The organism is Streptomyces sp. VNUA24 (assembly GCF_029167005.1).
In the GTDB taxonomy this organism is placed as follows: Bacteria; Actinomycetota; Actinomycetes; order Streptomycetales; family Streptomycetaceae; genus Streptomyces; species Streptomyces scabiei.
The window spans coordinates 6,433,494-6,459,352 of record NZ_CP119143.1; the positions used below are offsets into that span (position 1 = coordinate 6,433,494).

The 25,859-nt window shown below is 72.6% G+C and carries 20 protein-coding genes; 11 read left to right on the plus strand and 9 right to left on the minus strand.

The window, feature by feature from the left end; translation table 11 throughout:
• Positions 1 to 114 precede the first annotated feature (114 nt).
• Positions 115 to 1,218: a citrate synthase 2 gene (locus PYR72_RS27590; protein WP_059080423.1), complete on the plus strand. Its 1,104-nt coding sequence runs from the start codon at positions 115 to 117 to the stop codon at positions 1,216 to 1,218.
• 15 nt (positions 1,219 to 1,233) lie between these two features.
• Here the strand turns inward: PYR72_RS27590 and PYR72_RS27595 are convergent, their stop codons facing one another.
• The 4 genes from PYR72_RS27595 to PYR72_RS27610 all read right to left on the minus strand — a co-directional run bounded on the left by PYR72_RS27595 (position 1,234) and on the right by PYR72_RS27610 (position 5,867).
• Entirely contained in the window at positions 1,234 to 2,262 is a 1,029-nt protein-coding gene (locus PYR72_RS27595; protein ID WP_275457803.1) for a 2-oxoglutarate and iron-dependent oxygenase domain-containing protein, read from the minus strand.
• Between the two features lie 440 nt (positions 2,263 to 2,702).
• Positions 2,703 to 3,344, minus strand: coding sequence for a 1,4-alpha-glucan branching protein (locus PYR72_RS27600; protein WP_275457804.1), 642 nt, complete (start codon positions 3,342 to 3,344; stop codon positions 2,703 to 2,705).
• 87 nt (positions 3,345 to 3,431) lie between these two features.
• The gene (locus PYR72_RS27605; protein WP_275457805.1) at positions 3,432 to 4,925 is read right to left on the minus strand and encodes a PAS domain-containing protein; all 1,494 of its coding nucleotides are present in this window, start codon (positions 4,923 to 4,925) and stop codon (positions 3,432 to 3,434) included.
• A gap of 180 nt (positions 4,926 to 5,105) precedes the next feature.
• Positions 5,106 to 5,867: an SIS domain-containing protein gene (locus PYR72_RS27610; RefSeq protein ID WP_275457806.1), complete on the minus strand. Its 762-nt coding sequence runs from the start codon at positions 5,865 to 5,867 to the stop codon at positions 5,106 to 5,108.
• Between the two features lie 422 nt (positions 5,868 to 6,289).
• On the opposite strand from PYR72_RS27610, the gene PYR72_RS27615 reads away from it, so the two are divergent.
• The 3 genes from PYR72_RS27615 to PYR72_RS27625 all read left to right on the plus strand — a co-directional run bounded on the left by PYR72_RS27615 (position 6,290) and on the right by PYR72_RS27625 (position 11,518).
• Positions 6,290 to 6,982 (plus strand): metal-dependent transcriptional regulator, encoded by a 693-nt coding sequence (locus tag PYR72_RS27615; RefSeq protein ID WP_013002761.1) that lies wholly within the window; start codon positions 6,290 to 6,292, stop codon positions 6,980 to 6,982.
• 2,332 nt (positions 6,983 to 9,314) lie between these two features.
• Complete coding sequence (locus PYR72_RS27620; RefSeq protein ID WP_059080430.1) at positions 9,315 to 10,172, plus strand: alpha/beta hydrolase; 858 nt, start codon at positions 9,315 to 9,317, stop codon at positions 10,170 to 10,172.
• A 74-nt stretch (positions 10,173 to 10,246) separates the two neighbouring features.
• Positions 10,247 to 11,518: an IS30 family transposase gene (locus PYR72_RS27625; RefSeq protein ID WP_275456303.1), complete on the plus strand. Its 1,272-nt coding sequence runs from the start codon at positions 10,247 to 10,249 to the stop codon at positions 11,516 to 11,518.
• A 244-nt stretch (positions 11,519 to 11,762) separates the two neighbouring features.
• On the opposite strand, the gene PYR72_RS27630 is transcribed toward PYR72_RS27625, so the two are convergent.
• Positions 11,763 to 12,431 carry a bifunctional DNA primase/polymerase gene (locus PYR72_RS27630; protein WP_107118230.1) on the minus strand — a complete coding sequence of 223 codons (669 nt, stop codon included), beginning with the start codon at positions 12,429 to 12,431 and terminating at the stop codon, positions 11,763 to 11,765.
• Between the two features lie 319 nt (positions 12,432 to 12,750).
• On the opposite strand from PYR72_RS27630, the gene PYR72_RS27635 reads away from it, so the two are divergent.
• Together PYR72_RS27635 and PYR72_RS27640 are read left to right on the plus strand one after the other, a co-directional pair.
• On the plus strand, positions 12,751 to 14,133 hold the full coding sequence (locus PYR72_RS27635) for a transcriptional regulator (RefSeq protein ID WP_275457807.1): 1,383 nt from the start codon (positions 12,751 to 12,753) through the stop codon (positions 14,131 to 14,133).
• Between the two features lie 163 nt (positions 14,134 to 14,296).
• Positions 14,297 to 15,970, plus strand: coding sequence for a hypothetical protein (locus tag PYR72_RS27640; protein ID WP_275457808.1), 1,674 nt, complete (start codon positions 14,297 to 14,299; stop codon positions 15,968 to 15,970).
• Between the two features lie 55 nt (positions 15,971 to 16,025).
• Here PYR72_RS27640 and PYR72_RS27645 read toward each other — a convergent pair whose 3' ends face one another.
• The gene (locus tag PYR72_RS27645; RefSeq protein ID WP_275457809.1) at positions 16,026 to 17,330 is read right to left on the minus strand and encodes an ABC transporter substrate-binding protein; all 1,305 of its coding nucleotides are present in this window, start codon (positions 17,328 to 17,330) and stop codon (positions 16,026 to 16,028) included.
• 128 nt (positions 17,331 to 17,458) lie between these two features.
• On the opposite strand from PYR72_RS27645, the gene PYR72_RS27650 reads away from it, so the two are divergent.
• The gene (locus PYR72_RS27650) at positions 17,459 to 17,959 is read left to right on the plus strand and encodes a hypothetical protein (protein ID WP_013002768.1); all 501 of its coding nucleotides are present in this window, start codon (positions 17,459 to 17,461) and stop codon (positions 17,957 to 17,959) included.
• Between the two features lie 97 nt (positions 17,960 to 18,056).
• Positions 18,057 to 18,938 (plus strand): formyltetrahydrofolate deformylase, encoded by an 882-nt coding sequence (gene purU, locus PYR72_RS27655; protein WP_275457810.1) that lies wholly within the window; start codon positions 18,057 to 18,059, stop codon positions 18,936 to 18,938.
• Between the two features lie 310 nt (positions 18,939 to 19,248).
• Here purU and PYR72_RS27660 read toward each other — a convergent pair whose 3' ends face one another.
• Both PYR72_RS27660 and PYR72_RS27665 read right to left on the minus strand, forming a co-directional pair.
• Positions 19,249 to 20,577 (minus strand): zf-HC2 domain-containing protein, encoded by a 1,329-nt coding sequence (locus PYR72_RS27660; protein WP_275457811.1) that lies wholly within the window; start codon positions 20,575 to 20,577, stop codon positions 19,249 to 19,251.
• Positions 20,574 to 21,155 (minus strand): sigma-70 family RNA polymerase sigma factor, encoded by a 582-nt coding sequence (locus tag PYR72_RS27665; protein WP_275457812.1) that lies wholly within the window; start codon positions 21,153 to 21,155, stop codon positions 20,574 to 20,576. Before PYR72_RS27665 ends, PYR72_RS27660 begins: the two co-directional genes overlap by 4 nt.
• Before the next feature lie 627 nt (positions 21,156 to 21,782).
• Here PYR72_RS27665 and PYR72_RS27670 point away from each other — a divergent pair.
• Positions 21,783 to 22,160, plus strand: coding sequence for an STAS domain-containing protein (locus PYR72_RS27670; RefSeq protein WP_275460533.1), 378 nt, complete (start codon positions 21,783 to 21,785; stop codon positions 22,158 to 22,160).
• A gap of 195 nt (positions 22,161 to 22,355) precedes the next feature.
• On the plus strand, positions 22,356 to 22,868 hold the full coding sequence (locus PYR72_RS27675) for an EF-hand domain-containing protein (protein WP_086755908.1): 513 nt from the start codon (positions 22,356 to 22,358) through the stop codon (positions 22,866 to 22,868).
• Here PYR72_RS27675 and PYR72_RS27680 read toward each other — a convergent pair.
• On the minus strand, positions 22,852 to 24,378 hold the full coding sequence (locus PYR72_RS27680; RefSeq protein ID WP_275457813.1) for an AMP-binding protein: 1,527 nt from the start codon (positions 24,376 to 24,378) through the stop codon (positions 22,852 to 22,854). The two genes, PYR72_RS27675 and PYR72_RS27680, sit on opposite strands and share 17 nt — an antisense overlap.
• Positions 24,379 to 24,642: 264 nt before the next feature.
• On the opposite strand from PYR72_RS27680, the gene PYR72_RS27685 reads away from it, so the two are divergent.
• Entirely contained in the window at positions 24,643 to 25,854 is a 1,212-nt protein-coding gene (locus PYR72_RS27685) for an amidohydrolase family protein (protein ID WP_275457814.1), read from the plus strand.
• Positions 25,855 to 25,859: the final 5 nt, after the last annotated feature.

Sequence of the window (25,859 nt, forward strand, 5' to 3'; positions counted from 1 at the left end):
TCGACGGTTCATCGGAAGAGAAGTGGCACTGAGTGCCGCAGACACTCCCCAAACCTGGCACTCAGGCGTATGGTTTTGGAACCCCCTGTCGCACACATCAAGAGGAGCCGCCTGATGTCCGACTTCGTACCCGGGCTCGAAGGAGTCGTCGCGTTCGAGACGGAGATCGCCGAACCGGACAAGGAGGGCGGCGCGCTCCGCTACCGCGGCGTCGACATCGAGGACCTGGTCGGCCACGTCTCCTTCGGCAACGTCTGGGGCCTGCTCGTCGACGGCGCCTTCCGCCCCGGCCTGCCGCCCGCCGAGCCGTTCCCCATCCCCGTCCACTCCGGCGACATCCGCGTCGACGTCCAGTCCGCGCTGGCCATGCTCGCCCCGGTCTGGGGCCTCAAACCCCTCCTGGACATCGACGAGGAACAGGCCCGCGCCGACCTCGCCCGCGCCGCCGTCATGGCCCTCTCCTACGTCGCCCAGTCCGCCCGCGGCCAGGGCCATCCCATGGTCCCGCAGCGCGAGATCGACAAGGCCCAGTCCGTCGTCGAACGCTTCATGATCCGCTGGCGCGGCGAACCCGACCCCAAGCACGTCGCGGCCGTCGACGCCTACTGGACCTCCGCGGCCGAGCACGGCATGAACGCCTCCACCTTCACCGCCCGCGTCATCGCCTCCACCGGCGCCGACGTCGCGGCGGCCCTCTCCGGAGCCGTGGGCGCCATGTCCGGCCCCCTGCACGGCGGCGCCCCCTCCCGCGTCCTCGGCATGATCGAGGAGATCGAACGCACCGGCGACGCCGACGCCTACGTCAAACAGGCCCTCGACAAGGGCGAACGCCTCATGGGCTTCGGCCACCGCGTCTACCGCGCCGAGGACCCCCGCGCCCGCGTCCTGCGCCGCACCGCCCGTGACCTCGGCGCCCCCCGCTTCGAGGTCGCCGAGGCCCTGGAGAAGGCCGCCCTCGCCGAACTCCACGCCCGCCGCCCCGACCGGGTCCTCGCCACGAACGTCGAGTTCTGGGCCGCGATCGTCCTCGACTTCGCCGAGGTCCCGGCCCACATGTTCACGTCGATGTTCACCTGCGCCCGCACCGCCGGCTGGTCCGCGCACATCCTCGAACAGAAGCGCACCGGCCGCCTCGTCCGCCCTTCCGCCCGCTACGTGGGACCGGGCGCCCGCAGCCCCCAGGAGATCGCGGGCTACGCCGACATCGCCGCGCACTAGAACACGGGCGTACCGTCACGCGGGGCTGAGCAGCCCCGCGTGATGCCGCTCCGCGACCAGCGGGTGCGCCCGCAGCTTCCCCTTCAGCTCGTTGAACCCGTACTCCGCGAACAGCGGATTGCCCGGATCGTCGGTCACCCCGGGCGCGACGGACGCGTACGGGAAGACGAGCGGCTCGACCCGCGCGTCGAGCCGGGGGTTGTAGAAGAACGGCACCGAGAACCGCTCGGTCGCCCCGGCCGGACTCACGACCCGGTGCCGGGTCGCGAGCAGATAGCCGTTCGTCGCCACCTCCAGCAGCTCCCCGAGATTGACCACGAACGCCCCCGGCAGCGGCGGCACGTCGTGGAACAGCCCGTCCGCACGCTCCACCTGCAACCCGCCGACCCGGTCCTGCAGCAACAGCGTCAGGAACCCGTAGTCCTTGTGGGTCCCCACCCCCTGATCGGCACCGTCCCCCGCGCTCCCCGGGTACCGCACCAGCTTCAGATGCGGATGCGCCCGCTCCCCGAAGACCGGGTCGTAGAAATCGGCGGGCGCCCCGATGGACACCAGAAGCTCACGCAGCAGCCGCTGCGCCACGGCACCGAGCCGGTCGATCCACGCGAGGGCGGCCTCCCGCAGCTCCGGCAGCGAGTCGGGCCACTGGTTGGGCCCCTGCAGCCACCAGTAGGCGGGCTCCCCGTCCCCCGGCGGACGCGCGGCCCGCTCGGCCCCGATGTCCAACTGGTCCCGCCAGTCCCGGCTGCCGCCCGTCCGCTCGTCGCCGGTGCGCGTGTACCCCCGGAAATGCGGCGAGTTGACGTTGTCGATGGCGAGCCGCTCGGCCTCGGGCAGGGCGAAGAACCGCCGCATGGCGCCGGTGAGCCGCCGGGTCTCCTCCTCGCTCACCCCATGGCCGACGAGCTGGAAGAACCCCACGTCATGGGCGGCACTGTGCAGCTGCGCGTGCAGCAGCGCCCGCGCCGCGGGCCCGCGATCGGCGGCGGAGAGATCGATGATGGGCAGCTGGAGGGACGACGATGCCGTCGCTGAGTTCGTCATGAGATGCGTCCGAGGTGAGAGAAGCGTGCTGGGGGCCGGGTTCCGAGGTCAGACGGAAGGCCGACAGCCCATGCTCGTGACGCGCACGAAGTCCACGTGCCGGCGTCGAACGAGTATCGGAAGCATGGTGAAAGCATACTGCGCCCTAAGAAACGCAGACGACCCGCAGACTCTGGGTCCCTCCGCCCAAGAGCGAAGAAGCCGGCCGGACGTACCGGCGAGCCTGCGGGTCGGGTGACTGCTTGAGATTGGGCCGGCTGCACGCTCGACGCGTGCTGGTCCGGCACCGCACTGTGTGTGGTGCAGGGCCGCTAGCCCGCAGCCACCTCACGCGTCCGGTTGCAATACATCTGCCGAACCACCTCCTCTCTCGTGTACCGCACACCCTAGGAAGCGCTCCGGGGACGCTCAAGTGATTTTCCGAGGGGATTGCCGAGGAATTACCGCAGGACGGCGAAGACCCCGTGTGCCCGGGTGTCGTCCGGCAGCGTCCAATGGCCGGTGACCTGGCCCTTCACGGAGGACGTAAGGCCGGAGGGGCCCGGCTTGAGGACACGGTTCAGGTGCAGGACGAGGCCGCCGGGGCCGAGCTTCAGTTCGGTGCCCTCGGCGGTGTCGGTGGCCGGCGAGGCGGCCGGGGGCAGGGGGCCGTCCCCCTCGTAGGACCGGGTGACCTCGTGGTCCGGGGTGTCCGTGAGGCTCTGGGCCTGGGGCTCGGTGTGGCCCTCGACGAGGGCGAGGAGCTGGGTGATCAGCACCGGGTCGTGGCAGCCGTCGTAGGCCCAGCGTGGGCCCAGGACGCCGTGGTCCATGGTGCCGACGAGGGCGTGGGCCGCGTCGGGGAGTTCGGCGCCCCGGTAGGTGAGGGGGACCAGGTAGTGGACCGGGGCCGGGCCGGAGGTGTCGGTGGCGACCATGAACTCGATGCCGACCTCGCCCTCGGGGTCGTCGAGCCGGAAGCCGCCGGCCCGGGCCAGTACCGGGGCGTCCGGGCCGCCGGAGTACCAGGGGCGGGTGGGCAGCCAGGAGGTCAGCAGTTCGAGCTTGGTGGGCTTCAGGGTGGTGTGGTGGATGACAGCCATGCGGGGATTCTCCGCCGGGACGATCGGCGGACGCGAGCCCTTGCCTTCGCCTGTCGGGGGACCCGCGCACGTCCTCCTGCGACTTTCCTACTGCGACGACCTCTCCAGGGCTTCGAGGTCCAGGGCCGAGGCGATGCGCAGGGCGACTCCCTCGGCGTAGGTCGCGTCGGAGCGTTCGAAGGGGGTGCGGCCTGCGGTGCGCAGGAAGGTGACCACGCCGAGGGTGCGGCCCCGGCTGCGCAGGACCGCGCAGAGGGCGTGGACGGTGTCCGGGGGCCACTGGCGTCCGGTGGCCCATTCGCGGGCCGCTTCCGGGGTGGCCGTACCGGCGCTGGCGCGGACCGAGCCGGCCCGGTCGACGCACTGCAGGGCCGGGTGGCCGGGGCCGTAGCGGACCGGGATGCCGGCGTGGCCGGCGAGGTGGCTGGGGCCGGGCCGGCCGGAGGGGGTGGCGGCGGCGCGCACGAGGCGGGCGGGGCCTTCGCCGTCGGTGAGGGAGCCGCCGGAGACCCGGTCGATGAGGGCGTGGTCGGCGAAGCCGGCGAGGGCGAAGTCGAGGTGGACGGTGGCGGCCTCGCCGGGGTCCTCGCACTCGGCGGCGGCGCGCGCGGCCCGGTGCAGCTGGTTGACGCGGAAGCGGAGCTGCGCGGCTTCCTGTTCGCCCTGTTTGGACTCGGTGATGTCCTGGAAGAGCCAGCCGACGCCGAGGGGAACCGGTTCCTCGGCCAGTGGTGAGGCGAGCCGCAGGAAGCCGCTGCGCCAGCACCGGCGCTTCTCGCCCTCGGGGGTGCGCACGCCCACCCAGATCTCGGCGGGCGCGGGCGGGGCGCCCTCGGCGAGGACGTGGGTGAGGGCACTCTCCAGTTCCTCGACGCCCTGGGCGAGGAGTTCGCCGAGGGGGCGGCCGAGGACGGAGGTGCGGCCGATGCCGAGTGAGCGGGCCGCGTGGGCGTTGACGACGGCGGGGCGCAGGTCGGCGTCGACGAGGACGACACCCCAGGACGCGTCCTCGAAGAGGGCCTCGCTGAGGGCGATGGACCGTTCGAGGTCGATCTGCGCGTGGACCTCGCTGAAGGCGCAGTACAGGCCGGCGGGCTTGCCGTCGGGTCCGCGTACGGCGGCGGACTGGGTGCGTACGAGGACGCGTCCGCCGTCCTTGGTGACCAGGGCGAACTCGTGGACCTGCCGGCCGGCGGCGTGCATGGCGGCCATCAGCCGCCCCTCGATCTCCTCGGCGTCGGCGGTCCGTACGGCCCATCCGGCGAAGCCGCGGCGGCCCACCGCCTCCTCGGCGCTCCAGCCCAGGATGCGTTCGGCCTCGCGGTTCCAGTGGGTGACGACGCCGTCGGCGTCGAAGGCGCAGAGGGCGGCGTCCATCCCGTCCAGCAGGGCGGCGAGAAGGTCCGAGCCACCGGAGTCCGTCCTTCCGGTGCCGTCGGTGTCCTCGCCGTCCACCGAGCCGTCGGTGCCCTCGGCGTCGGTGTCCTTGGCGTCCTTCGCGTTCTCGTCCGTCGGACCGTTCCGCTCGGGCTCGTCGGGTCCGAGCTCGTCGGTGGTCCCACGACGCCGGGAAGCACTCACCTGAACCCCCTGCAGGCTGCGTTACGTCCGCGTGTACGGCGCGTCGGTTCGCTCACTGGCCATCATTCAACTCGAACGTGACCCAGCCCACATCTGGTTCACGCAAGATTTGGACGAAATCGTTGTTCGCGGGATTTCCTCCTCACCCTTCTCAACGTTCCCACGAACCCGGTTGCTCAGTCAGCGCAGGTAGAAGATGCGATCTCCGTACTCCCGCATGATCCGGTCGTTCCAGTCGAGACCGCCGTCGACGTTCCCGGAGCGGAGCAGGGGCGGCTCGATGCCCCGGTCCGCGAGGGAGGCGGCGGCGGTGGCCATGACCGACTGGAGGAGGGCGGAGGTGACGACGGTGGAGGCCGGGGCGAAGGGGGCGGGGATGGTGTCGAGGGTGAGTTCGGCGTCGCCGACCGCGATCTTCGAGTCGAGGACGAGGTCGCAGTGGTCCTTGAGGAAGGTGCCGGAGGAGTGGCGTGAGGTCGTCGCCGTGGCGTATGCGACGGAGGTGAGGCCGATGACCTTCACCCCGCGTTCCCGGGCGTGCGCCGCCATCTCCACGGGCAGGGCGTTGCGGCCGGAGAGGGAGATCACGACCAGCAGGTCGCCGGTGCGCAGGGGGCTGTTGTCGAGCACGGCGGTCGCCAGTCCGTCGACCCGTTCCAGTGCGGAGCCGAGCGTCGCGGGCAGCACGTCGACGCCGAGCGTGCCGGGGACGGCCAGCAGGTTCATCAGGGCGAGGCCGCCGGCCCGGTAGACGAGGTCCTGGGCGGCGAGAGAGGAGTGGCCGGCTCCGAACGCGAAGAGGCGGCCGCCGTCGGCGACGGTGTCCGCGATCAGTTCGCCGGCCGCGACGACCGCCTCGGCCTCCTCGTCCCGTACGCGTTCCAGCAGCCCGATCGCCGCGTCGAGGAACCGCCCACCCGCCGTGCCGCCGTCCAGCCCCATGCGCCGACCCCTTCGCCTTCTGTCGTTTCCCGAGTCCCGAGTCGCGAGTCCCGAGTGTCGCGGATCACGTTAAAGGTCTGGACCAGTGGGGTGTCAATATGGCTGCGGGCGAGCGGTGCCGACCGGCTGTGTGCGATCCGCGCCCGCCCTCGGACCGCAGCCGCCCGTCCCGGGACCGCGGCCAGTCCGTCCCGGAGTCGCAGCCGCCCGTCCCGGAACCGCCCGAGTGGTTCGTCGTCCGCCGGAAAGGGGCGTCGGGTCACAAATCGGCCACCCGACGCGAGTCATACCGCCGTCGTTCCCCCGGCACCACCCGGTTGTCGGTCGGATGCGTAAGAATTGGGTCCAGGGCCAGCGCAGCAAGTCGCAGCAAGCCGGTATGGCCGTCGAAGCCTCCGGCTGGATCTCATCGAGGGGCACGTATGTCCGGACTGATCGATACGACGGAGATGTATCTCCGCACCATCCTCGAGCTGGAGGAGGAAGGTGTGGTCCCCATGCGTGCCCGGATCGCCGAGCGGCTCGACCAGAGTGGCCCGACGGTGAGCCAGACGGTCGCGCGCATGGAGCGCGACGGCCTGGTGGGCGTCGCCGCGGACCGTCACCTGGAGCTGACCGAGGAGGGGCGCCGGCTGGCCACGCGTGTGATGCGCAAGCACCGCCTCGCGGAGTGTCTGCTCGTCGACGTGATCGGCCTGGAGTGGGAACAGGTGCACGCGGAGGCGTGCCGCTGGGAGCACGTGATGAGCGAGGCGGTCGAGCGCCGCGTCCTGGAGCTGCTGCGCCACCCCACCGAGTCGCCGTACGGCAACCCGATCCCGGGTCTGGAGGAGCTGGGCGAGAAGGACGGCGCCGATCCCTTCCTGGACGAGGGCATGGTGTCGCTGGCCGACCTGGACCCGGGCACCGAGGGCAAGACCGTGGTCGTACGCCGGATCGGAGAGCCCATCCAGACGGACGCCCAGCTGATGTACACGCTGCGCCGCGCGGGCGTGCAGCCCGGTTCCGTGGTGAGCGTGACGGAGGCGGCCGGCGGTGTCCTCGTCGGCAGCGGCGGCGAGGCGGCGGAGCTGGAGGCGGACGTGGCCTCCCACGTGTTCGTCGCCAAGCGCTGACCCCCCGCCCGAAGCCGCCCTCGCCCCTACCGCCCCGGCGCCGGTAGGGGCACCCTCCCGCGCACCGGTACCGGCGCGGCCCCCCGCCGCACCGGCTGCGCACGCGCGCCGCCGCTCCTCGCCGCCGACGGGTGCCGGGGCAGGGGCCCACGCCCCCCACGCCGCACACCCCGGCCTGCGCCCGCGCGCCTCAGCCTTCTTCCGTGCCTGGCCGAAGGGGACGCCGGGACCGGTACCGAGCGTGGGCGGCTCCCGTCCTCGGCGCACGCGCGCCGCTGCTCCCCGCCGACGGGTGCCGGGGCAAGGGCCCCGCGCCATCGACGCCGCACACCCCGGCCTGCGCCCGCGCGCCGTCAGCCTTCTTCCGTCCCTGGTCGAAGAGGACGCCGGGACCGGTACCGAGCGCGGGCGGTTCCGGTCCTCGGCGCACGCGCGCCGCCGCTCCCCGCCGACGGGTGCCGGGGCAGGGGCCCCGCGCCATCGACGCCCCACACCCCGGCCTGCCCCCGCGCGCCGTCAGCCTTCTTCCGTTCCTGGCCGAAGAGGACGCCGGGACTGGTACCGAGCGCCGGCGGCTCCCGTCCTCGGCGCACGCGCGCCGCCGCGCCCCGCCGCCGACGGGTGCCGGGGCAGGGGCCCACGCCCCCCCCACGCCGCACACCCCGGCCTGCGCCCGCGCGCCTCAGCCTTCTTCCGTCCCTGGTCGAAGGGGGCGCCGGGACCGGTACCGAGCACGGGCGGCTCCCGTCCTCGGTGCACGCGCGCCGCCGCGCCCCCACCGACGCGCTGTCCACCCGATGCGCGCCTCCGAGGGGCGCGTCCCCCGCACTGGCCGATCCCGGCCGCTGACGTCGGCCGATACCGCCGCGCCGACGTGCGACGGTCCTCCGCCCTGACCGTCGGTACGGTCCCGGGACCGTACCGACCGGTGGGGCGCACCGCGGGTCCGGCCCGGCGCGGGCCGGTGCCCGGCACGTAACACGTGGCGGCGCCCCGCGACCCTCGCCGCCGAAGAGGCCGGCCCCGCGTCACGCCCCGCTGTCCCCGACCGTCGATCGTCGCGGCGGGCGCCGCCGTGGTCGACGGGGGTTCCGAGACCATGCCGCCCGGTGGGGCGCACCTCGGGTTCAAGATCGGTGTCGCCGGGCTCGCGCCGCCCGCCCCCGACCGTCGACCGCCGCCGTGCGGTGCCGGTCCTCCGTCCTGGCCGTCGGGGGTGCCGGGGTCGAACCGGCCGGTGCGGCGACCCGTGGCCCTCGCTGCCGAGGATGCCTGGGCCCGTGCGCCCGCTGCCGCTCACCGATTGACTGCCGCCGCCGCGAGCGCCGCCGTGCCGCCCGGTGGGCGGTGCCGGGGCCGTGCCGACCGGTGGGCGGGCCGCGGGTTCAGGGCTCGGTGTCAGCCGATACCGCCGATGCGTCATGTGAGCCAGCCCCACGGCCCCGCGGCCTCGCCGCCGAGGCTCCCGGGGCCCGTCCCGACGCGCTGCCGTACCGGTGGGTTCCGGCCGTCGGCGTCGTGTACCGGCCGAGTTCGGTCGGCGGTGGCGGTTCGTGGCGGCTTCTGGGCGTCGTTGTTCCGGGTGTGTCGGCGGGTGTTCGTATCACCTGCCAACTCCCGGTACTGGAGGGGGAGTTGTGGACGGGAGAGGTCCGCGTCCGGGATGCCGGTGAATCGAAGATTCAGTGCGCGGAATCGCAGCGCGCAACCCGTTCGCATGCGAGGCTTGCGCGTGAGGCATATGACCTGAGGGGCTCTTGGCCGCCCGAGACGGCGGATCTCCGGTGGCAGGGGAGGGGGCAGGGCGTGATGTGCCGTGGACGTGAGGAGGGCCCCGGCGCCACTCGGCGCCGGGGCCTGTCCTCCCCTGTGCTGACCCGGAGCCCCGAGCTCCCAGGGTCATCCCCCTCGGACCGTTGTCCCCGAGCGGTCCGCCTCCCGTTGAAGATCTCCCCTCGGCGACGGCGGGCAATCCCTGAGGGAGGTCACTCGAATGAGGGGTGTTGGCGCCCGGAGCGGCATCCTCGAATGTGTATTCGATAACGTGTGCGGCGTGGCGCCGCGTGACTCGTGCCATAACTGATGCGCACACCCCACACGTAACGTGTCAACCGATATGCACGCTGTAACACAAGTGCCCGTCGTCCGGGCGGCGCGCACAGGGCGACAGCGGCGGGAGCGACGGCGGATGCGGCGGGGAAGCAGTAAGGGCAGCGGCAAGGGCAGCAGCGGAACAGCGGAACGACAGCAGGTGGGACGAGTGGACCGACCGGCTCGAAATGGGTACACGAGGCGGGAGCGAGCGGTCCGGGCGGGAGTCTGGGGGGTGCCAATGGTGCGGCGTATCGACGTGACGGGAGCGGACGGCGTGAGTCTCGCCGCCTGGGAGTTCGACGAACCGCCCAAGTCCGGCGAACACGAGCCCCGGCCGGGGGTGCTGTTACTGCACGGCCTCATGGGCCGCGCCTCCCACTGGGCCCCCACCGCCCGCTGGCTCTCCGAACGGCACCGCGCCGTCGCACTGGACCAGCGCGGCCACGGCCAGAGCGCGAAGCCGGAACAGGCCGCCTACACCAGGGAGGCCTACGTCGAGGACGCCGAGGCCGCCGTCGAGCAGCTGGGCCTCGGCCCGGTCGTCCTCATCGGCCACGCCATGGGCGCCCTGACCGCCTGGCAGCTCGCCGCCCGCCGCCCGGACCTGGTGCGCGGTCTGATCATCTGCGACATGCGGGCCTCGGCGCTGGGCGCCGCCTCGCAGCGCGAGTGGGAGAACTGGTTCAAGGCGTGGCCGCTGCCGTTCGCCACGCTCGCCGACGTCCGCAAGTGGTTCGGCGAGGACGATCCCTGGGTGGAGCGCCCGAGCCCGTCCCGCGGCGAGTTCTACGCCGAGGTCATGCACGAGGGCCCCGACGGCTGGCGGCCCGTCTTCGACCCCGAGCAGATGCTGAAGACCCGTGAGACGTGGGTGTACGACGCGCACTGGGAGGAGCTGACCCAGGTCCGCTGCCCCGCCCTCGTCGTCCGCGGTCTCGACGGCGAGCTGGGCCGCGCCGAGTCCCAGGAGATGGTCCGCGTGCTGCCCCACGGCCAGTACGCCGAGGTCGCCGACGCGGGCCACCTCGTCCACTACGACCAGCCGGACGCGTGGCGCGCGGCGATAGAGCCGTTCCTGGACGGCTTCGCGGACTGACCCCGGACGAAGCGAAAGGGCCCCGTATCCCCGGGTTCTAGTGGTCGTCGCAACACCCCAGTTCAAGGGGTGCGATGGACTTCGAGGTTCGTGAGGAACGGGGCAACTACGGCGCCAAGCCTCTGGTCCGGGAGCGGGAGGAATACCTTCGGCTTGTGGATCTTGGGATAAGCAACACGGAAGCCTGCCGGATCGTCGGCATCAACCGCCGCACCGGCACACGATGGCGTTACGGCCGGCAGGCATCCGGGAAGAAGAGGGCGTACGCGCCCATCGCCGACACCGGGATTCCGTGGGAGCCCCATGAGGTGCCTGCCCGATCGGCGGCAGAGCCCGAAGCGGCTGGCCCGTCCCGGTACCTGGGCGAGGCCGAGCGCATCCACCTCGCCGACCGGCTGCGGGAGAAGGCGTCCATCCGCACGATCGCGGCCGAGCTGGGCCGCAGCCCCTCCACCATCAGCCGGGAGATACGCCGCAACCGGCGGCCCATGCCCAGGGGCGGCTGGGCCTACCAGCCATTCCACGCCCACCGTCGCGCCGAACGGCGACGCCCCCGTCCCAAGCCCGGCAAGATCGGGCAGAACCCCGAGCTGCGGGACTTCATCCAGGACCACCTCACCAAACGGTGGAGTCCGGAGCAGATCTGCCACGCTCTGCGCAGGCGCTTTCCCGACCGGCCGGAGATGCACGTGGTCCACGAGACGATCTACCAGGCCCTCTACGTCCAGAGCCGCGGTGAGCTGAAGCGGGAACTGACACGAGCCCTGCGGACCGGACGCGCCATGCGACGGCCCCGCCGTCAGGCTGCGAGCCGCAGGCAGCGGTTCCCGCACCCGATGGTCATGATCAGCGAACGGCCCGCCGAAGCCGCCGACCGCGCCGTTCCCGGCCACTGGGAAGGCGACCTCATCATCGGCGCCAACACCCGCTCCGCCATCGCCACCCTGGTCGAACGCAGCACCCGCTACCTGATGCTCCTCCACCTTCCCCACGGCCACAGCGCCGCCGCCGTCCGCACCGCGCTGGTCGACACCGTCCAGACCCTCCCACCCCACCTGAAACGATCTCTGACCTGGGACCAGGGCACGGAGATGGCCTACCACCACAACTTCACCGTCACCACCGACGTCCCGGTCTACTTCTGCGACCCGGCCAGCCCCTGGCAACGCGGCTCCAACGAGAACACCAACGGCCTGCTGAGGCAGTACTTCCCCAAGGGCACCGACCTGTCCGTCCACACCCGCGAGGACCTGGACGCCGTCGCCGCCGAACTCAACAGCCGCCCACGCAAAACGCTCGGCTGGGAAACCCCAGCCGAGCGTCTGTCTAAACTGCTCGCGGCTTGATCAACTCACCGCGGTGTTGCAACGACCCCTGGAATTCGCCATCGCTCCGGGGCCCTTCCTCGTCGTTGTAGTGGTGACCCGACAGGTGACCCGACAGGTGACCCAGCGGGTGACCCAACAGGGTTCTCACGCAAGCCATATGGCTCCCGGAAGCCTCAACTGTCCGCGGTGGGCGTGCCCTTGCTCCCCGCGTCGATCCCGAAGGCGGTCGTCACGCCCCGCACCTCACCGTCGGCGTGGAGAGTCAGCGACGTCCGTCCCTGCCGCACGCGTAGGCGAGCGGCGAGATCAGTTCCTCCGCGTCCGGCAGCCACCGGTTCGCCGGCGTGGGGCGCCGGGCCCACTGCACGGCCCCCCGCGACCCGTACCGCGTCGGCGGAGCCGCCACGTACTCGCCCTCGCCCAGCGCCTTGAGGTCGAGCGCCAGCGGCGACCAGCCCAACTTCCGTACGAGATCGGGGACCTTGACGGAGGCACCGGGCAGCACGAAGAAGTGCATCCGGCGGTCCGGCGTCCAGGTCACCGGGCCGAGTGTCAGCTCCATGCGCTCCATGCGGGCCAGCGCCAGCAGTCCGGCCGTCTCGGGAACGTCGATCGTGTCGAACGTGTGGCCGGTCGGCAGCAGGATCGACGCGGTGGGCTGCTTCGACCACAGACGGCGTGCGACGGTCGCACTGCCGGTCGCCTGGGTCGCCCAGTCCTCGCGCGCCGGGTGCGCGCCGGGGGTGGCGCACACCGTGTTGCCACAGGAGCAGTGCTGCACCCCGTCGACGGCTTCCAGCCACGTACCGGGGAACACGTCCCAGTGACGCTCTTCGGCGTATCGAACGGCGGTGTCCAGCAGCGATTCGCCGCGCTGCTTCGGGATATGGGCAGCTTCAGGGCCCGCGATGGTCTCTTCCACGATGAACACAACTCTAGCGGTCATCAGGGGTTACGGAAGTCACATGCGCGGGGGAGAGCATCGCCGATCGGCCCGGGGCGCATCGGCGCACGGGCGGGGGCGCGCGGGCGGGATCACGAAGTGAGCCGGGTAGCCACGTGTGGGGTACAGCATCCGTGTTTACCCCGGCAATCCAGGTATGTCTCGCATCTTCGGTATGTCGGCGGGGCATTGATCTTCGAGGCCGGATCCTTTCGCCAGATGGGTACACGTATGCGAGAGGAATCGGCCACTGAGGACACGTCAACTCGGTGCGTGGGCAAGGCACCACAGCCACAGGGGGTACGCCATGGCCGCAAGGCCGCTCGTCGCCAGGCAGCCGAACGAACGACTGCAGGCGCTCATCCAGGAAGCGGGCTGTTCCAACGCGGGACTGGCCCGGCGGGTCAACATGTGCGGCGCGGAGCACGGCCTGGATCTCCGTTACGACAAGACGTCCGTGGCCCGCTGGCTGCGGGGACAGCAGCCGAGGGGCCGGGCGCCCGCGATCATCGCCGAGGCCCTCGGCCGCAAACTGGGCCGGACGGTCACGATCGACGAGATCGGCATGGCCAACGGCAAGAACCTCGCGTCCGGGGTCGGTCTGCAGTTCTCGCCGACGGTGCTCGGGGCGATCGAGCAGGTCTGCGAGCTGTGGCGCAGTGACGTGGGGCGGCGGGACTTCCTCTCCGGCTCGTCCGTCGCCGCCTCCGCGCTCGTCGAGCCCAGCCGGGACTGGCTGATCTCCGCACCGGACGCCCAGGTCGCCCGCACGGCGGGACCCCGCGTGGGGTCGGCCGACGTGGACGCCGTGCGCGCGATGACACAGGCGCTCGTCGACCTCGACCACCAGTACGGCAGCGGGCACGTACGGCCGGTCGTCGTGCACTATCTGAACAGCGTCGTCTCGGGGCTGCTCGCCGGCTCCTACCGGGAGGCGGTGGGGAGGGAGTTGTTCGCCGCGGTCGCCCGACTGACCGAACTCGCCGGGTACATGGCGGTCGACACCGGGCAACCCGGCCTCGCCCAGCGGTACTACATCCAGGCGCTCCGCCTCGCCCAGGCCGCCGGCGACCGGGCCTACGGCGGGTACGTCCTGGCCGCGTCCATGAGCCACCTCGCCGCGCAGCTCGGAAACCCGCGGGAGATCGCGCAGTTGGCGCGCGCGGCGCAGGAGGGGGCGCGGGGGCGGGCCACTCCGCGCGCGGAGTCGATGTTCCACGCCGCGGAGGCGCGCGGGCACGCGCTGATGGGCGACGCGCGCGCCGCGCAGGCCGCGGCGGGGCGGGCCGTCGAGGCACTGGAGGGCGCGGACCCCTCGGCCGGGGACGACCCGGTGTGGATCAGGCACTTCGACGAGGCGTATCTCGCCGACGAGTTGGCGCACTGCCACCGGGATCTGGGGCAGGCCGAGGCGGCGGCCCGGCGGGCCGAGGAGTCGCTGGCCAGACATCCGGAGTCACGGGCCCGGCGGCGGGCGATCGGCTATGTGCTCCTCGCCACGGCGCAGGTGCAGCAGCGGGAGATCGAACAGGCCTGCCACACGGGGACGAAGGCCGTGGAACTGCTGGGGTCGCTGCGCTCGAACCGCGGGGCCGAGTACCTGGACGAGTTCCAGCAGCGGCTGGAGCCGTTCCGGGAGGAGGCGGTGGTCAGGGAGTTCGGGGCGCGGATGGACCTGCAGGCGGCGTAGAGCGCCGCGGAGGGGGTACTGGGACGGCTCGCTCGCGCGGTTTCCCGCGCCCCGGCGGAGGGCTTCGGCCCCCCGTCGGGGGCGCGGGCGGTGCAAGGGCCGTCATCCGGAACCGGTAGCGTGAGCCGACGATTCCGCAAGTCCCCCATTCGTAGGAGTCTCGGTGACGCAGAGTGGACAGGGCGAGGAGCCCTCGGCGCGTACCGCGCGCGAAGGCATCGTGCTGCCCTCGGACGGTGGGGCGCCCCTCCATCCGAGCGATCTGCCACCGGCGCCCCTGCCGCCGGCCCCGCCCCGGCCCTGGGACCAGCGTGAGCCGTGGGACCAGCGCGAGCCCTGGGGCTCCGGGGAAGCCGCCGCGCCGGCCGCCCCCTACAGCGGCGCGCCGTCGGCGCCGGCCGCTCCGGAGTGGGGCGGCCAGGGGAGCCAGGGCGCGTACGACACGTACGGCGCCCAGGCCGCGTACGGCACCGAGGCCGCGTACGGCGCCCAGGGCGGGACGCCGCTGCCGCCCGAGGGCCCCCAGGGGCAGACGTACGGCCTCGGGGGCTACGGCGGGGTGGGCTCGGGCGCGCCCCTGCCGCCGGTCGCCGGTGGGGCGGCGGTGCCGCAGGCACCCCTGGACGAGGGGGCCACCCAGTTCCTGCCGCCCGTGCCGGCCGCCGGCGCCCTGCCGATGGACGAAGGGGCCACGCAGTACATACCGCCGGTGGCCGCGCACCCGCCCGCCGCGGAGGCCGCCACGCAGTTCCTGCCGCCGGTCGGGCCGGGCGCGCTGCCCCCCGAGGCGTCGGCCGACGCGACGGCGTACCTCGGGCGGGTCCCGGACCACGGCGCCGGGCCGATGCCGCCCGCCGGCCACCCCGGACAGCCCCCGCACGCGATGCCCGGCGGGAATCCGGACGCCCAGCCGACGCAGTTCATACCGCCGGTCGCCGCGCAGACACCCGCACCGCCACAGTCGTACGGCGCGCCGGGGCAGCAGCGGGCGCAACAGCGCCGGCAGCCCCCGCAGCAGCCGGACGTGTTCGACAGTCTCTTCCGCAGTGACGCGGGGGCCGCGGGTGTCTCCGGGGCCACGCAGCAGTTGCCGAAGATCGACCCCGCGCAGGCCCCGCAGCCGCCGCAGGGCCCGAGCGGTCACGGCGGCCACGGCGGTCACGCCGGGCGGTCGTCCTCCGGGAGACGGGAGAGCGGCGGCGCGGGGGGCGGCCGGACGAAGTCGCGGGCGCCGCTCATCGCGCTCGTCGGGGTGGGGATCGCGGTGCTCGGCATCGGGGCGGGCGCGCTGATGGCCGGTTCGGGGGACAAGGAGTCGCCGAGCGCCAACACGCCGGTGGCGGCGACCGGGGAGCCCGAGGAGTCGAAGGCGCCGGCCGACCCGGCGAAGGCGCAGGCGGTCGCGCTGGACAAGCTCCTGGCGGACAGCGGCAACAGCCGCAACAGCGTGATCAAGGCCGTCGGGAACATCAAGACCTGCACGAACCTGGGGCAGGCCGCCACCGACCTGCGGGACGCGGCCGAGCAGCGCAACGAGCTGGTCACCCGGCTCGGTGAACTGTCCGTCGACAAGCTGCCCGACCACGAGGCCCTCACCGCCTCGCTCACCAAGGCATGGCAGGCGTCCGCCTCCGCCGACGACCACTACGCCGCGTGGGCCGACCAGACCGCCGGCAAGAAGGGCTGCCGCAAGGGCCAGGCCCGCCCCACCGGCCAGGCCCAGGCCGGCAACGTGGCCAGCGGCACCGCCAGCGCGGAGAAGGCCAAGGCCGCGAAGCTCTGGAACACGATCGCCACGAAGTACGGCCTGACCCAGCGCCAGGCGGTCCAGCTGTAACGACGCGCCCCGGCCGGCCGGCGGTCCGTCCGCCGGACCGAACCGGCCGGTCCGCTCAGCCCTCCGCCTCCACCAGGGTCTTCTCCACGTTCACGAAGTCCTGGCGGGCGGCGACCAGCCGGCCCTTGCGGACCACCTGGAAGGTGACGTCGGGGTTGACGAGGCGGGGGAAGCCGGCGGAGGCGATGAGGTCCTCGAAGCGCCACCGCAGGGGCGGCGTGAGACCGCCCGTGCCGACCTTCAGACCGTCGTCGAGGACGTGCCGGACCGCCTGGGCGGTGACCTCGCCGTCGCCGATCTTCTCCAGGGCGGCCCGCAGGACGGTGTACGCGATCCACGTGGTCTGCACCCCCGGGTCCGCCGGGTCGATCCGGTTGTCGTCGAAGGCGTGCTCCCGGATCACCCGCTTCATCCGGTCCCACCGCTTGTCGGTCTCCACCGGGTACCAGCCGGTGACGTACGCCCCCTCGTACGGCCCCGACCTGCCACCGGTGGCGTCGATCACCGTCTGGTCGACGCTGCCGAGCACGGTCCCGGTGCGGACGGACGGGAAGTCCGCGCGGTCCCGGCGGAAGGAGTCCATGAAGGTGAAGGTGCGGTCGCCGAGCGCCGGGACCACACACCCCCGCGCGGCCGGATCGGCGGCGGCCCGCCGCAGCGCCTCCCGCGCGTGCCCGCCGTACTCGGTGGCGTCCTCGGCCGCCAGCTGGTCCTCGGACCCCTGGTGGCCCCCGGAGCGCAGCCCCGAGTCCAGCAGCAGGGGCAGCTGGTCGCCGGCGATCGAGTCGGGGCGTACGAGGGCGACCGGGCCGCACGCCTTGGCGAGCTGCTCGCCGAGGCCCGCCATCAGCGCGGCCTGGCCGCCGTTGACCGGGTAGGACAGCGCGCTGGCGAACTCGTCGTCGGTGACGCCGTAGCCGCCGATGTAGGGGATGCCCGCGGACTCCAGCGGGGCGAGGTAGGAACGGCCGTGCTGGCTGTAGGACCCGACGACGGCGACCACGTTCGCGTCGGCGGCCCGGCGGGCGCACTTCGCGGCGGTCACGGTCTCGTTGTGGTCGTTGCAGGTGAGGATCTTCAGCTCGCGGCCGTTGATGCCGCCGTTGGCGTTGACCCAGCGGGCGTACGCCTTCGCCATCGCGGGCATGCCGGGCTTGTTGGTGGCGGCCGTCTTCTCGGGGGCCCAGGTCATGACGGTGACGGGGCCGTCCCCGGTACCCCCCGTGGTACCAGGGACGACCCCGCACCCGGCGACGAGCGACGCGCACGCCGCCAGCGTGGTGGCCCTGACCAGGCGTGTGGCGAGCCCGTGGGGGAGGTGGGTCAGCAGAGGGATCCGTCGTGCCCGGAAGCCAGTCATGACTCCGCACGATTCCGCCACATCGCCAACCCGGGCGTCACGGAGGGGCAACACGAGGTGACCGGGAGGTGAATTGCGAAGAGCTACGATCGTATTTTCCTGAGGTCGCAGAGAGGAACGCAGGATCGATGACCGTCCAAGGCTCGGAGACCCCTTCCCGTCGCGGGCGTCGCTCATCCACCATGGGCGACATGCCACTGAACGACATGCCGTGGTGGCGCTGGCGCAGCAATGTGCGCTCCGCGCTGCACATGCTCTCCGACCCCGGGTTCCAGCGAGACGTCTGGCTGGCCGGCGTCGACGGGTACGGGGACGTCACCGATGCCGTGTACCGCCTGGTCGAGGACACCTGGCTGGACAACTGGTCCGCCGAGAAGTACGTCGGCACGATCTTCCGGGACGCCCAGGAGGCGGCCCTCGTCGACACCGCCGTGCTGCGCGTGCTGCGGATCATGCACCAGGTCGGCCCGGACGCGCCCGTCTCCGCCTACCTCGACCACGACGCCTGGCCCGAGGCCGTGCGGGCCGCCCGTGAGGCCCACGTACGCCTCTCGGCGAGCGACGGGGAGGACCCGGACACGGCGCCGCGCACCCTTGAGGTGCTGCGGATCATGACGCGGGCGGCGTAGGCCGCCCGCGGGGTGGCGCGGGCGGGGCGCCGGGGGCGGGGGTCCGGTCCTCGGGACGGTTGCCGGTACGGGTACGCCATATGGGACCCTGTCGGGCATGAACGCGCAGTCCACCCGAGCCGCGGCCCCCGCCGACCAGTACGTCCTCACCCTTGCCTGCCCGGACAAGCCGGGCATCGTGCACGCCGTGTCGAGCTACCTCTTCATGACCGGCGGCAACATCGAGGACAGCCAGCAGTTCGGCGACCACGACACGGGACTGTTCTTCATGCGCGTCCACTTCTCGGCGGAGGCGCCGGTGAACGTGGAGAAGCTGCGGGCCAGCTTCGCGGCGATCGGTGACTCCTTCCAGATGGACTGGCAGATCAACCGGGCCGACGAGAAGATGCGCGTCGTCCTGATGGTCAGCAAGTTCGGTCACTGCCTGAACGACCTGCTCTTCCGGGCCAGCATCGGGGCGCTGCCGGTGGAGATCGCGGCCGTGGTCTCCAACCACACCGACTTCGCCGAGCTGGTGAGGTCGTACGACATTCCGTTCCACCACGTTCCGGTCACCAAGGACACCAAGGCGCAGGCCGAGGCGCGGGTGCTGGAGATCGTGCGCGAGGAGAACGTCGAGCTGGTCGTGCTGGCCCGCTACATGCAGGTCCTCTCCGACGACCTGTGCAAGCAGCTGAGCGGGCGCATCATCAACATCCACCACTCCTTCCTGCCGAGCTTCAAGGGCGCGAAGCCGTACCACCAGGCGCATGCGCGGGGTGTGAAGCTGATCGGGGCGACGGCGCACTACGTCACCGCCGACCTCGACGAGGGGCCGATCATCGAGCAGGAGGTCGAGCGGGTGGGGCACGGGGTGACGCCCGAAGGGCTGGTCGCGGTCGGGCGGGACGTGGAGTGCCAGGCGCTGGCGCGGGCGGTCAAGTGGCACGCGGAGCGGCGGATCCTGATGAACGGGCGGCGGACGGTCGTCTTCGCGTAAGGGCTCCGCCGGGCGGGGGTGCCTTGTTGCTCGGGGGTGACAGCGGTTCGGCGGGTGCGGGTGCGGGTGCGGGTGGGTGGGGGCTGGTCGCGCAGTTCCCCGCGCCCCTGAATGGGCTGCGCCCGATTCAGGCCGTCTTCGGGTGCGGGTGGGTGGGGGTTGCTCGCGCAGTTCCCCGCGCCCCTGAATGGGCTGCGCCCGATTCAGGCCGTCTTCGGGTGCGGGTGGGTGGGGCTGGTCGCGCAGTTCCTCGCGCCCCTGAGCGGGGCGCGGTCCTGACGGGGCGCGGGGCGGCTTTCTCCGGCTTCCTTTACATGCGGCTCAGGGCCGCTGCTGCGAAGAGGACGTCCTTGATGGCCTCTCGGTCGCCGGACTGGCCCGCGGCCGCTTCCTGCGGGGGGACGTGGCCGGCGGCGAGGCGGCAGAACTCGACGCCGTCCAGGGCTACGTGGGCGACCTCGTGGTCGGTGGAGCCGGTGGTCGCGGGGGAGTCCAGCGGGATGAGCCACTCTCCGCCGCCGGAGCCCTCGATCTCCAGGCGGAGGCTGCGGCCGGGCGTGCCGGCGGGCGGGGACGCCAGTCCGGTGCGGCGGCGCTCGGCCAGGGACAGCGGCAGCATGCGCGCCGCCAGGTCGATCATGCCGTGCAGATGGCGGCCGGAGGGCGGCTCGTACGGGTAGTCCACGGCCTCCGCGATGTCCTCCGCGTGGATCCAGCACTCGAAGGCCCGGTCCAGCATCGCGTCCCGCAGGGGCAGTGCGAAGCCGCCGTACGAGACCGCCAGGCGCCCCGAGCCGTCGGAGCCGTCCCGGTCGCCGTCGCCTGTGAACGACGTCGTGCGGACGATGTCGTGGCTCTGCTGCCGCCAGGGCGTGCGCAGGGCGCGACCGGGCGGGAAGTGGGACGCCTTCCAGTACGCCTCGGTGCGCCCCGCGGGCGTGCGGTCGACCGGCCCGTCGTCCTCGGCGGTCGGCAGGTCGAGCGGGTCGTCCAGGCCGAGCGCCGTCGCGACCAGCCCGTCGACGCTCAGCAGATGCGCGATGACCCCGGCGACGGTCGTCCGCCGGCTCACCGGCCCGGCGCCCTCGAACCAGCGCAGGCGTACGGGCGCGTGCCAGTCGGCGGTGCCGATGTCCTGCAGCAGCGCGTCGAGGCGGGCCGTCTCCGCGTCGTACGGGGCGGCCCAGCGCGGAACGGGGATGCGCGGCGGGCGGCGGCCCAGACAGACGCCCAGCACCTGGGTGCGCAGCGCCGGGTCCAGGTCGAGGCTCTCCGGGGGATGCAGCAGGCCCACGGCCTCCCGCAGCCGCCGGGCCTCGTCCGCGCACGTCCCGCACGTACCCAGGTGCTCCTCGACGGCCAGCGCCTCCTCCGCCGAGCACGCGGCCAGCGCCCAGGCGCCGAGCAGGGCCTTGAGCACGTGGTGCTCCAGCACGAGGACCGCCGGGGGCGCCGCCGGCGGGACGGGGTCCGGCAGCGGCAGTCCGGTGTCCTCCACGGAGGAGCGCGGCAGAGGTATGCGCGGCGGTCCGACCGGCTCCTTGCCGTCGCCGCCGCGGGGGCCGTCGGGTCCGGACGGTCCGCCGGAGCCGTTCCCCCGGCCGCCGGGCCCCTCGAACGGGGTCGGTCCGCCCGTCACGCCGTGGCCCCGGGTTCGGGCGGGGTGCCGGAGGGGCGGGTGTCGTGGGCGGTGGACAGGAGCTGCAGGCCGAGGCGGAGGCGGCGGCGGGCCTCGTCCTCGGTGACGCCGAGGTCGGCGGCGGTCTGGCGGTAGTCGCGGCGCTGGAAGTACGCCAGCTCCAGGGCGGCCCGCAAGGGGGTGGGCATCGCCTGCACTATGTAGTCGGCGCGGGCGGCGACCGAGGCGTGGTGGACCTTGCGCTCCAGGTCCTCCGTGGTGCCGCCGTCGCCCCGGGCGAGCGCGGCGGTCTCGGTGGCGCGCAGCCGCTGCACCGCCAGGCGGTGGGTCAGCGCCGCCACCCAGGAGCGCAGGGGGCCGTGCCGGGGGTCGTACGCCTCGGGGTTCTCCCAGAGCTGGAGGAACACCTCGCGGGTGATGCCGTCGGCGCCCCGCTCGTCGCCGAGGACGCGGTGGGCGAGCCCGTGCACGAGGGACGCGAACCGGTCGTACAGCTCACCGAGCGCCGCCGCCTCGCCCCGTGCCAGCCGCTGCTGCATCCTGCGGTCCCAGCGGGGCGGTGCGTCCTGCGTCGCCATACGGCCCCCTCACCCTGCTCGTACCCGCGCCGTTCCTGATGGCCGCCGGACCGCGGAACCGCGGACCCGGTGTCCGCCCGTCCCGTCCCCGGTCCTGTTCCAGCCTCCGTGCACTGCCGTCCCGAATGTAGTCGGCACCGCTCACCGCGCACGCCCCTTTATGGCAATGTGCGCCCCTCCTGGGGGCGGAGGTGGTATGACCGCCGGCGCAAGCCGTTTCCATGCCGCCCACGTGGGCGTCCGCCCATCCTTCGTATGCTTGTACGACCGCTGGCGTGACCCCTTGTGACCCCTTGTGACTCCGCATGGCTCGGATCTGCCCGCATTCGACCGATGGATGTCCGATCCGCATCCATTCGCGGGCAATAGTCGATCACATGTGACCGTACTCGATAGAAATCGCACCGAAAAGGCCCCTGAATTGGCTCGCTTACCCCGCGCTTTCGGCGGGCGGGGGGTGTTTCATGGAACGACGGCGGGGCAGCCGCGCAGCAGGAAGCGGTGCAGTGGCTTCCGGTTCGGCGACTGAGAGGCATCGCGGTGACGTTCCAGGTGACCGACGGCGATCAGGACGGGCAGGGCGTACAGGGCGAGGACGTACGGGGTGACGACGTCCGGGGTGCGGGTGTGCGGAGCGAGTGGGTCGTGCTGCACGTGTCCGGGGAGATGGACCTGGTCACCTCGCCCCAGCTGCGTCAGCGGGTGCACCAGGCCGTGGCCGACGGCCGCCGCAGCCTCGTCCTCGACCTCACCGACGTCGTCTTCTGCGACTCCAGCGGTGTCGGGGTCCTCGTCGCCACCCGTCGGCTCATGCGGTCGTGCCGGGGACGGCTGCGGCTGATCCTGCCCGCCGACGGCCACGCGGGCGGCGGCCCGTCCGAGGGCGCGCACGTCAACCGCGTCCTCGCCGCCCTCGGCGTCCGCCGCCTCTTCGACGTCCACCCGGACGTCGCCTCGGCGGTCGCGCCGGAGTCCGACGACGAGGCCGGCCCCCTGTCGGCCTGACCTCTCGCATCCCTCCCGAGGAGCGGCACGCGCGCGGGAGGCGTCGCACACGGTGGTGTCCCGGCGGCCACACAGTTGTCCCGGAATTCCCGCGGTCTTGGTACAAGCGACGCTTTCCCGCACCGTCAGGGCCTCTGACGTCGTACGCTCCGTCCGAGAAGCACCCCACTTGACGTAAGGCGGGCCCGAGGAAACATGGTCAGCAGCGAGTACGAGCGCAGGATCGCCGCCCGGTTCGCCACCTTCGACCAGGACGGCAACGGCTGGATCGACCGCGAGGACTTCAGCGCGGCGAGCAAGGCGGTTCTCAACGAGTTCGGCACCACCGCCCGTTCGGACAAGGGCCAGGCCCTGTACGGCGGCGCCGAGGCGTTCTGGCAGGGCATGGCCGGCATAGCGGACCGGGACGGCGACCAGCGCATCACCCGGGACGAGTTCGTGAACGGCGCGGTGAAGCGGCTGCGGGACAACCCCGACCGCTTCGCCGAGATCGCCCGCCCCTTCCTGCACGCGGCCCTGGCCGTCGCGGACGCCGACGGGGACGGCAGGGCGACGGTCGAGGAGACCGCCCGCGTCCTCAAGGCCCTCGGCGCCCCCGAGGAGGTGGCCGCCGCGGCCGCCGCCACGCTCGACACCGACGCCGACGGCAAGGTGGACGAGGTCGAGGTCGTGAACGCGTTCGCCCGCTACTTCACCGTCCCCGAGTAGCGCTCCCGGTTCCCGAGTAACGCTCCCGCAGCTTGTACTTGAGGACCTTCCGCAGGGTCTCGTTGCGCGGAAGGGCGTCCACCACCTCCACCTGCTCCGGCAGCTTGTGGACCGACAGCCCTTCCGCGCGCAGGTACGCCACCACCGCCTCCAGCGTCAGCGGCTCGGCCGACGGCGGCTGTTCCAGCACCGCGCAGACCCGTTCCCCGCGTTCGGCGTCCGGGAGTCCGATCACCGCCACGTCCCGGACGGCGGGGTGGCCGTGCAGCAGGTCCTCGATCTCCTTGGCCGAGATGTTCTCGCCCTTGCGGATGATGACGTCCTTCGCACGGCCCGTCAGCACCAGATGGCCGCTGCCGGTCAGATGCCCTAGGTCGCCGGTCACGAAGAACCCGTCCGCGTCGAAGGCCGCCGCCGACTGCGCCGGGTCCAGATAGCCCCGGCAGACCGCCTCCCCCCGCAACCGCACCTCCCCGTCCGCCGCGATCCGGATCTCCATCCCGGCCGGCGGCCGTCCCTCCGTCGTCGCCAGGTTCTCCGCCGAGTCGTCCGGCGCCCCCATCGTGATCATCGGCACCTCGGTCATGCCGTAGCCGTGGGTGAGCTGCACGCCCATCTCCCGGACGACCGCGTGGTAGACCTCGGGCGGCTTCGGCGCCCCGCCGCCCGCGAGCAGCCGCAGGGTGGGCACGACGGGCACGCCCGGCTGCTTGCGCTGCTCGGCCAGGAACATCGAGTAGAACGCCGTGGACCCGCCCGCCACGGTCACCCCGTGCTTGCGGTAGCCCTCCAGCGCGTCCGGCAGCGCGAAGTGCTCGAACAGCACCGCCGGGAAGCCGTACAGCAGGAGCATCACCAGGTAGTCCGGTCCGCCTATGTGCGCGTACGGGAAGGCGATCGAGCCGACGTCGTCCCGGGTGAGGCGCAGCGCGTGGGCGAGGCAGGAGCCGCCCGCGATCAGTGAACGGTCCGTGTGCAGGACGCCCTTGGGGTCGGAGGTGGTGCCCGAGGTCCAGTAGATCCAGCGGACGGTGGTGCCGTCGGCCGGCGGGGCGGGGAGCGCCGAGGGGTCGCCCTCCGGGAGCCGGTCGTACGCCTCGAAGACGCCGCGCGCCCCCAGCCGCCCGGCCATCTCCGTGTGGTCGAAGCCCCGCCACTCTCCCGGCACCGCGAAGAACTCCGCCTTCGACTCCCGCAGCGCGAAGCCGACCTCGCGGTCGCGGTAGAAGGGGATGACCGGGGACTGGACGGCGCCGAGGCGGGCCAGCGCCAGGGAGAGCAGGACCGTCTCGATCCGGGTGGGCAGCTGCCAGGCGACGACCGTGCCCGGGCGTACGCCCCTGTCGTACAGCCCCGCCGCCACCCGCTCGGCGCGGGCGCGCAGTTCGCCGAAGCTCACGGCGCGGTCGTCCTGGAGCAGGACGGGCCGGTCGGGGGTGAGGCCGGCGCGGCGGTCGAGGAGTTCCCACAGGGTGCGGGACGTGCCGAGTGCGTGGGCGGTGTCATTCACAGCGCGGGGCCCCCTTCTTTTGAGGCTCGGTTCGCCTCCGGGGCGCCTCAGTCGGTGTCGAGCCCGCGACCGTGCTCGACCCTGCGGGCCTCCGCGCGCTCGCGGGCTCGACACCGACGCGCCCCTTCGGCTCACTCGCCACTGGCTGACGGTATGTCAGATCGTGGCCAGAGCGTAGGCCGGGGCGCCTTGTCGGTCCAGGGGTGTGCCACTAACCTGCTCACGAGGATCTGACGGTCCATCAGATAACTGAGTGGGGGATCCATGACCGAACTGCCCCGCATCATCAGCGTCGACGACCATGTGATCGAGCCCGCGCACCTCTTCGACACCTGGCTGCCGGAGAAGTACCGCGACCGGGGTCCGAAGCCCCTCACCGCCGGGATCGGCGAGCTGGCGTACGTCGCCGGCAAGTACCAGATCACCATGGACCCGGAGGGGCAGCCGACGGACTGGTGGATCTACGAGGACCTGAAGTTCCCGTACAAGCGGAACATCGCGGCCGTCGGCTTCGACCGGGACGAGATGACCCTGGAGGGCATCACCCGCGAGGAGATGCGGCGCGGCTGCTGGGACCCGAAGGCCCGGCTGGCGGACATGGACCTCAACCACGTCGAGGCGTCCCTCTGCTTCCCGACCTTCCCGCGCTTCTGCGGCCAGACTTTCGCCGAGGCGCACGACAAGGAGGTCGCCCTCGCCTGCGTGCGCGCCTACAACGACTGGATGGTCGAGGAGTGGTGCGGCGACAGCGGCGGCCGGCTCATCCCGCTCTGCCTGATCCCCCTGTGGGACGTCGGCCTCGCGGTCGAGGAGATCCGGCGGAACGCCGCCCGGGGCGTGCGGGCCGTCACCTTCTCCGAGATCCCCACCTACCTCGGCCTGCCCTCCATCCACTCCGGCTACTGGGACCCCTTCTTCGCGGCCTGCCAGGAGACCGGCACGGTCGTCAACATGCACATCGGCTCCAGCTCCCAGATGCCGGCCGCCTCCCCCGACGCGCCCCCCGCCGTCCAGGCATCGCTCTCCTTCAACAACGCGATGGCCTCGATGATGGACTTCCTCTTCAGCGGGGTCCTGGTGAAGTTCCCGACCCTCAAACTCGCCTACAGCGAGGGGCAGATGGGCTGGATCCCCTACGCCCTGGAACGCGCCGACGACGTCTGGGAGGAGCACCGCGCCTGGGGCGGCGTACGCGACCTGATCCCCGAGCCGCCGTCGACGTACTACTACCGGCAGATGTTCTGCTGCTTCTTCCGCGACAAGCACGGGGTCGCCTCGCTGGACGTCGTGGGCCGGGACAACGCCACCTTCGAGACCGACTACCCGCACGTCGACTCGACCTTCCCGCACACCAAGGAGGTCGCCCTCGACCATGTGAAGGGCCTCGACGACGAGACCGTCTACAAGCTCATGCGCGGCAACGCGATCCGCATGCTCGGCCTCGACTTCGACCGCGACCGCGGCCTCGCTAAGTAGGGTCC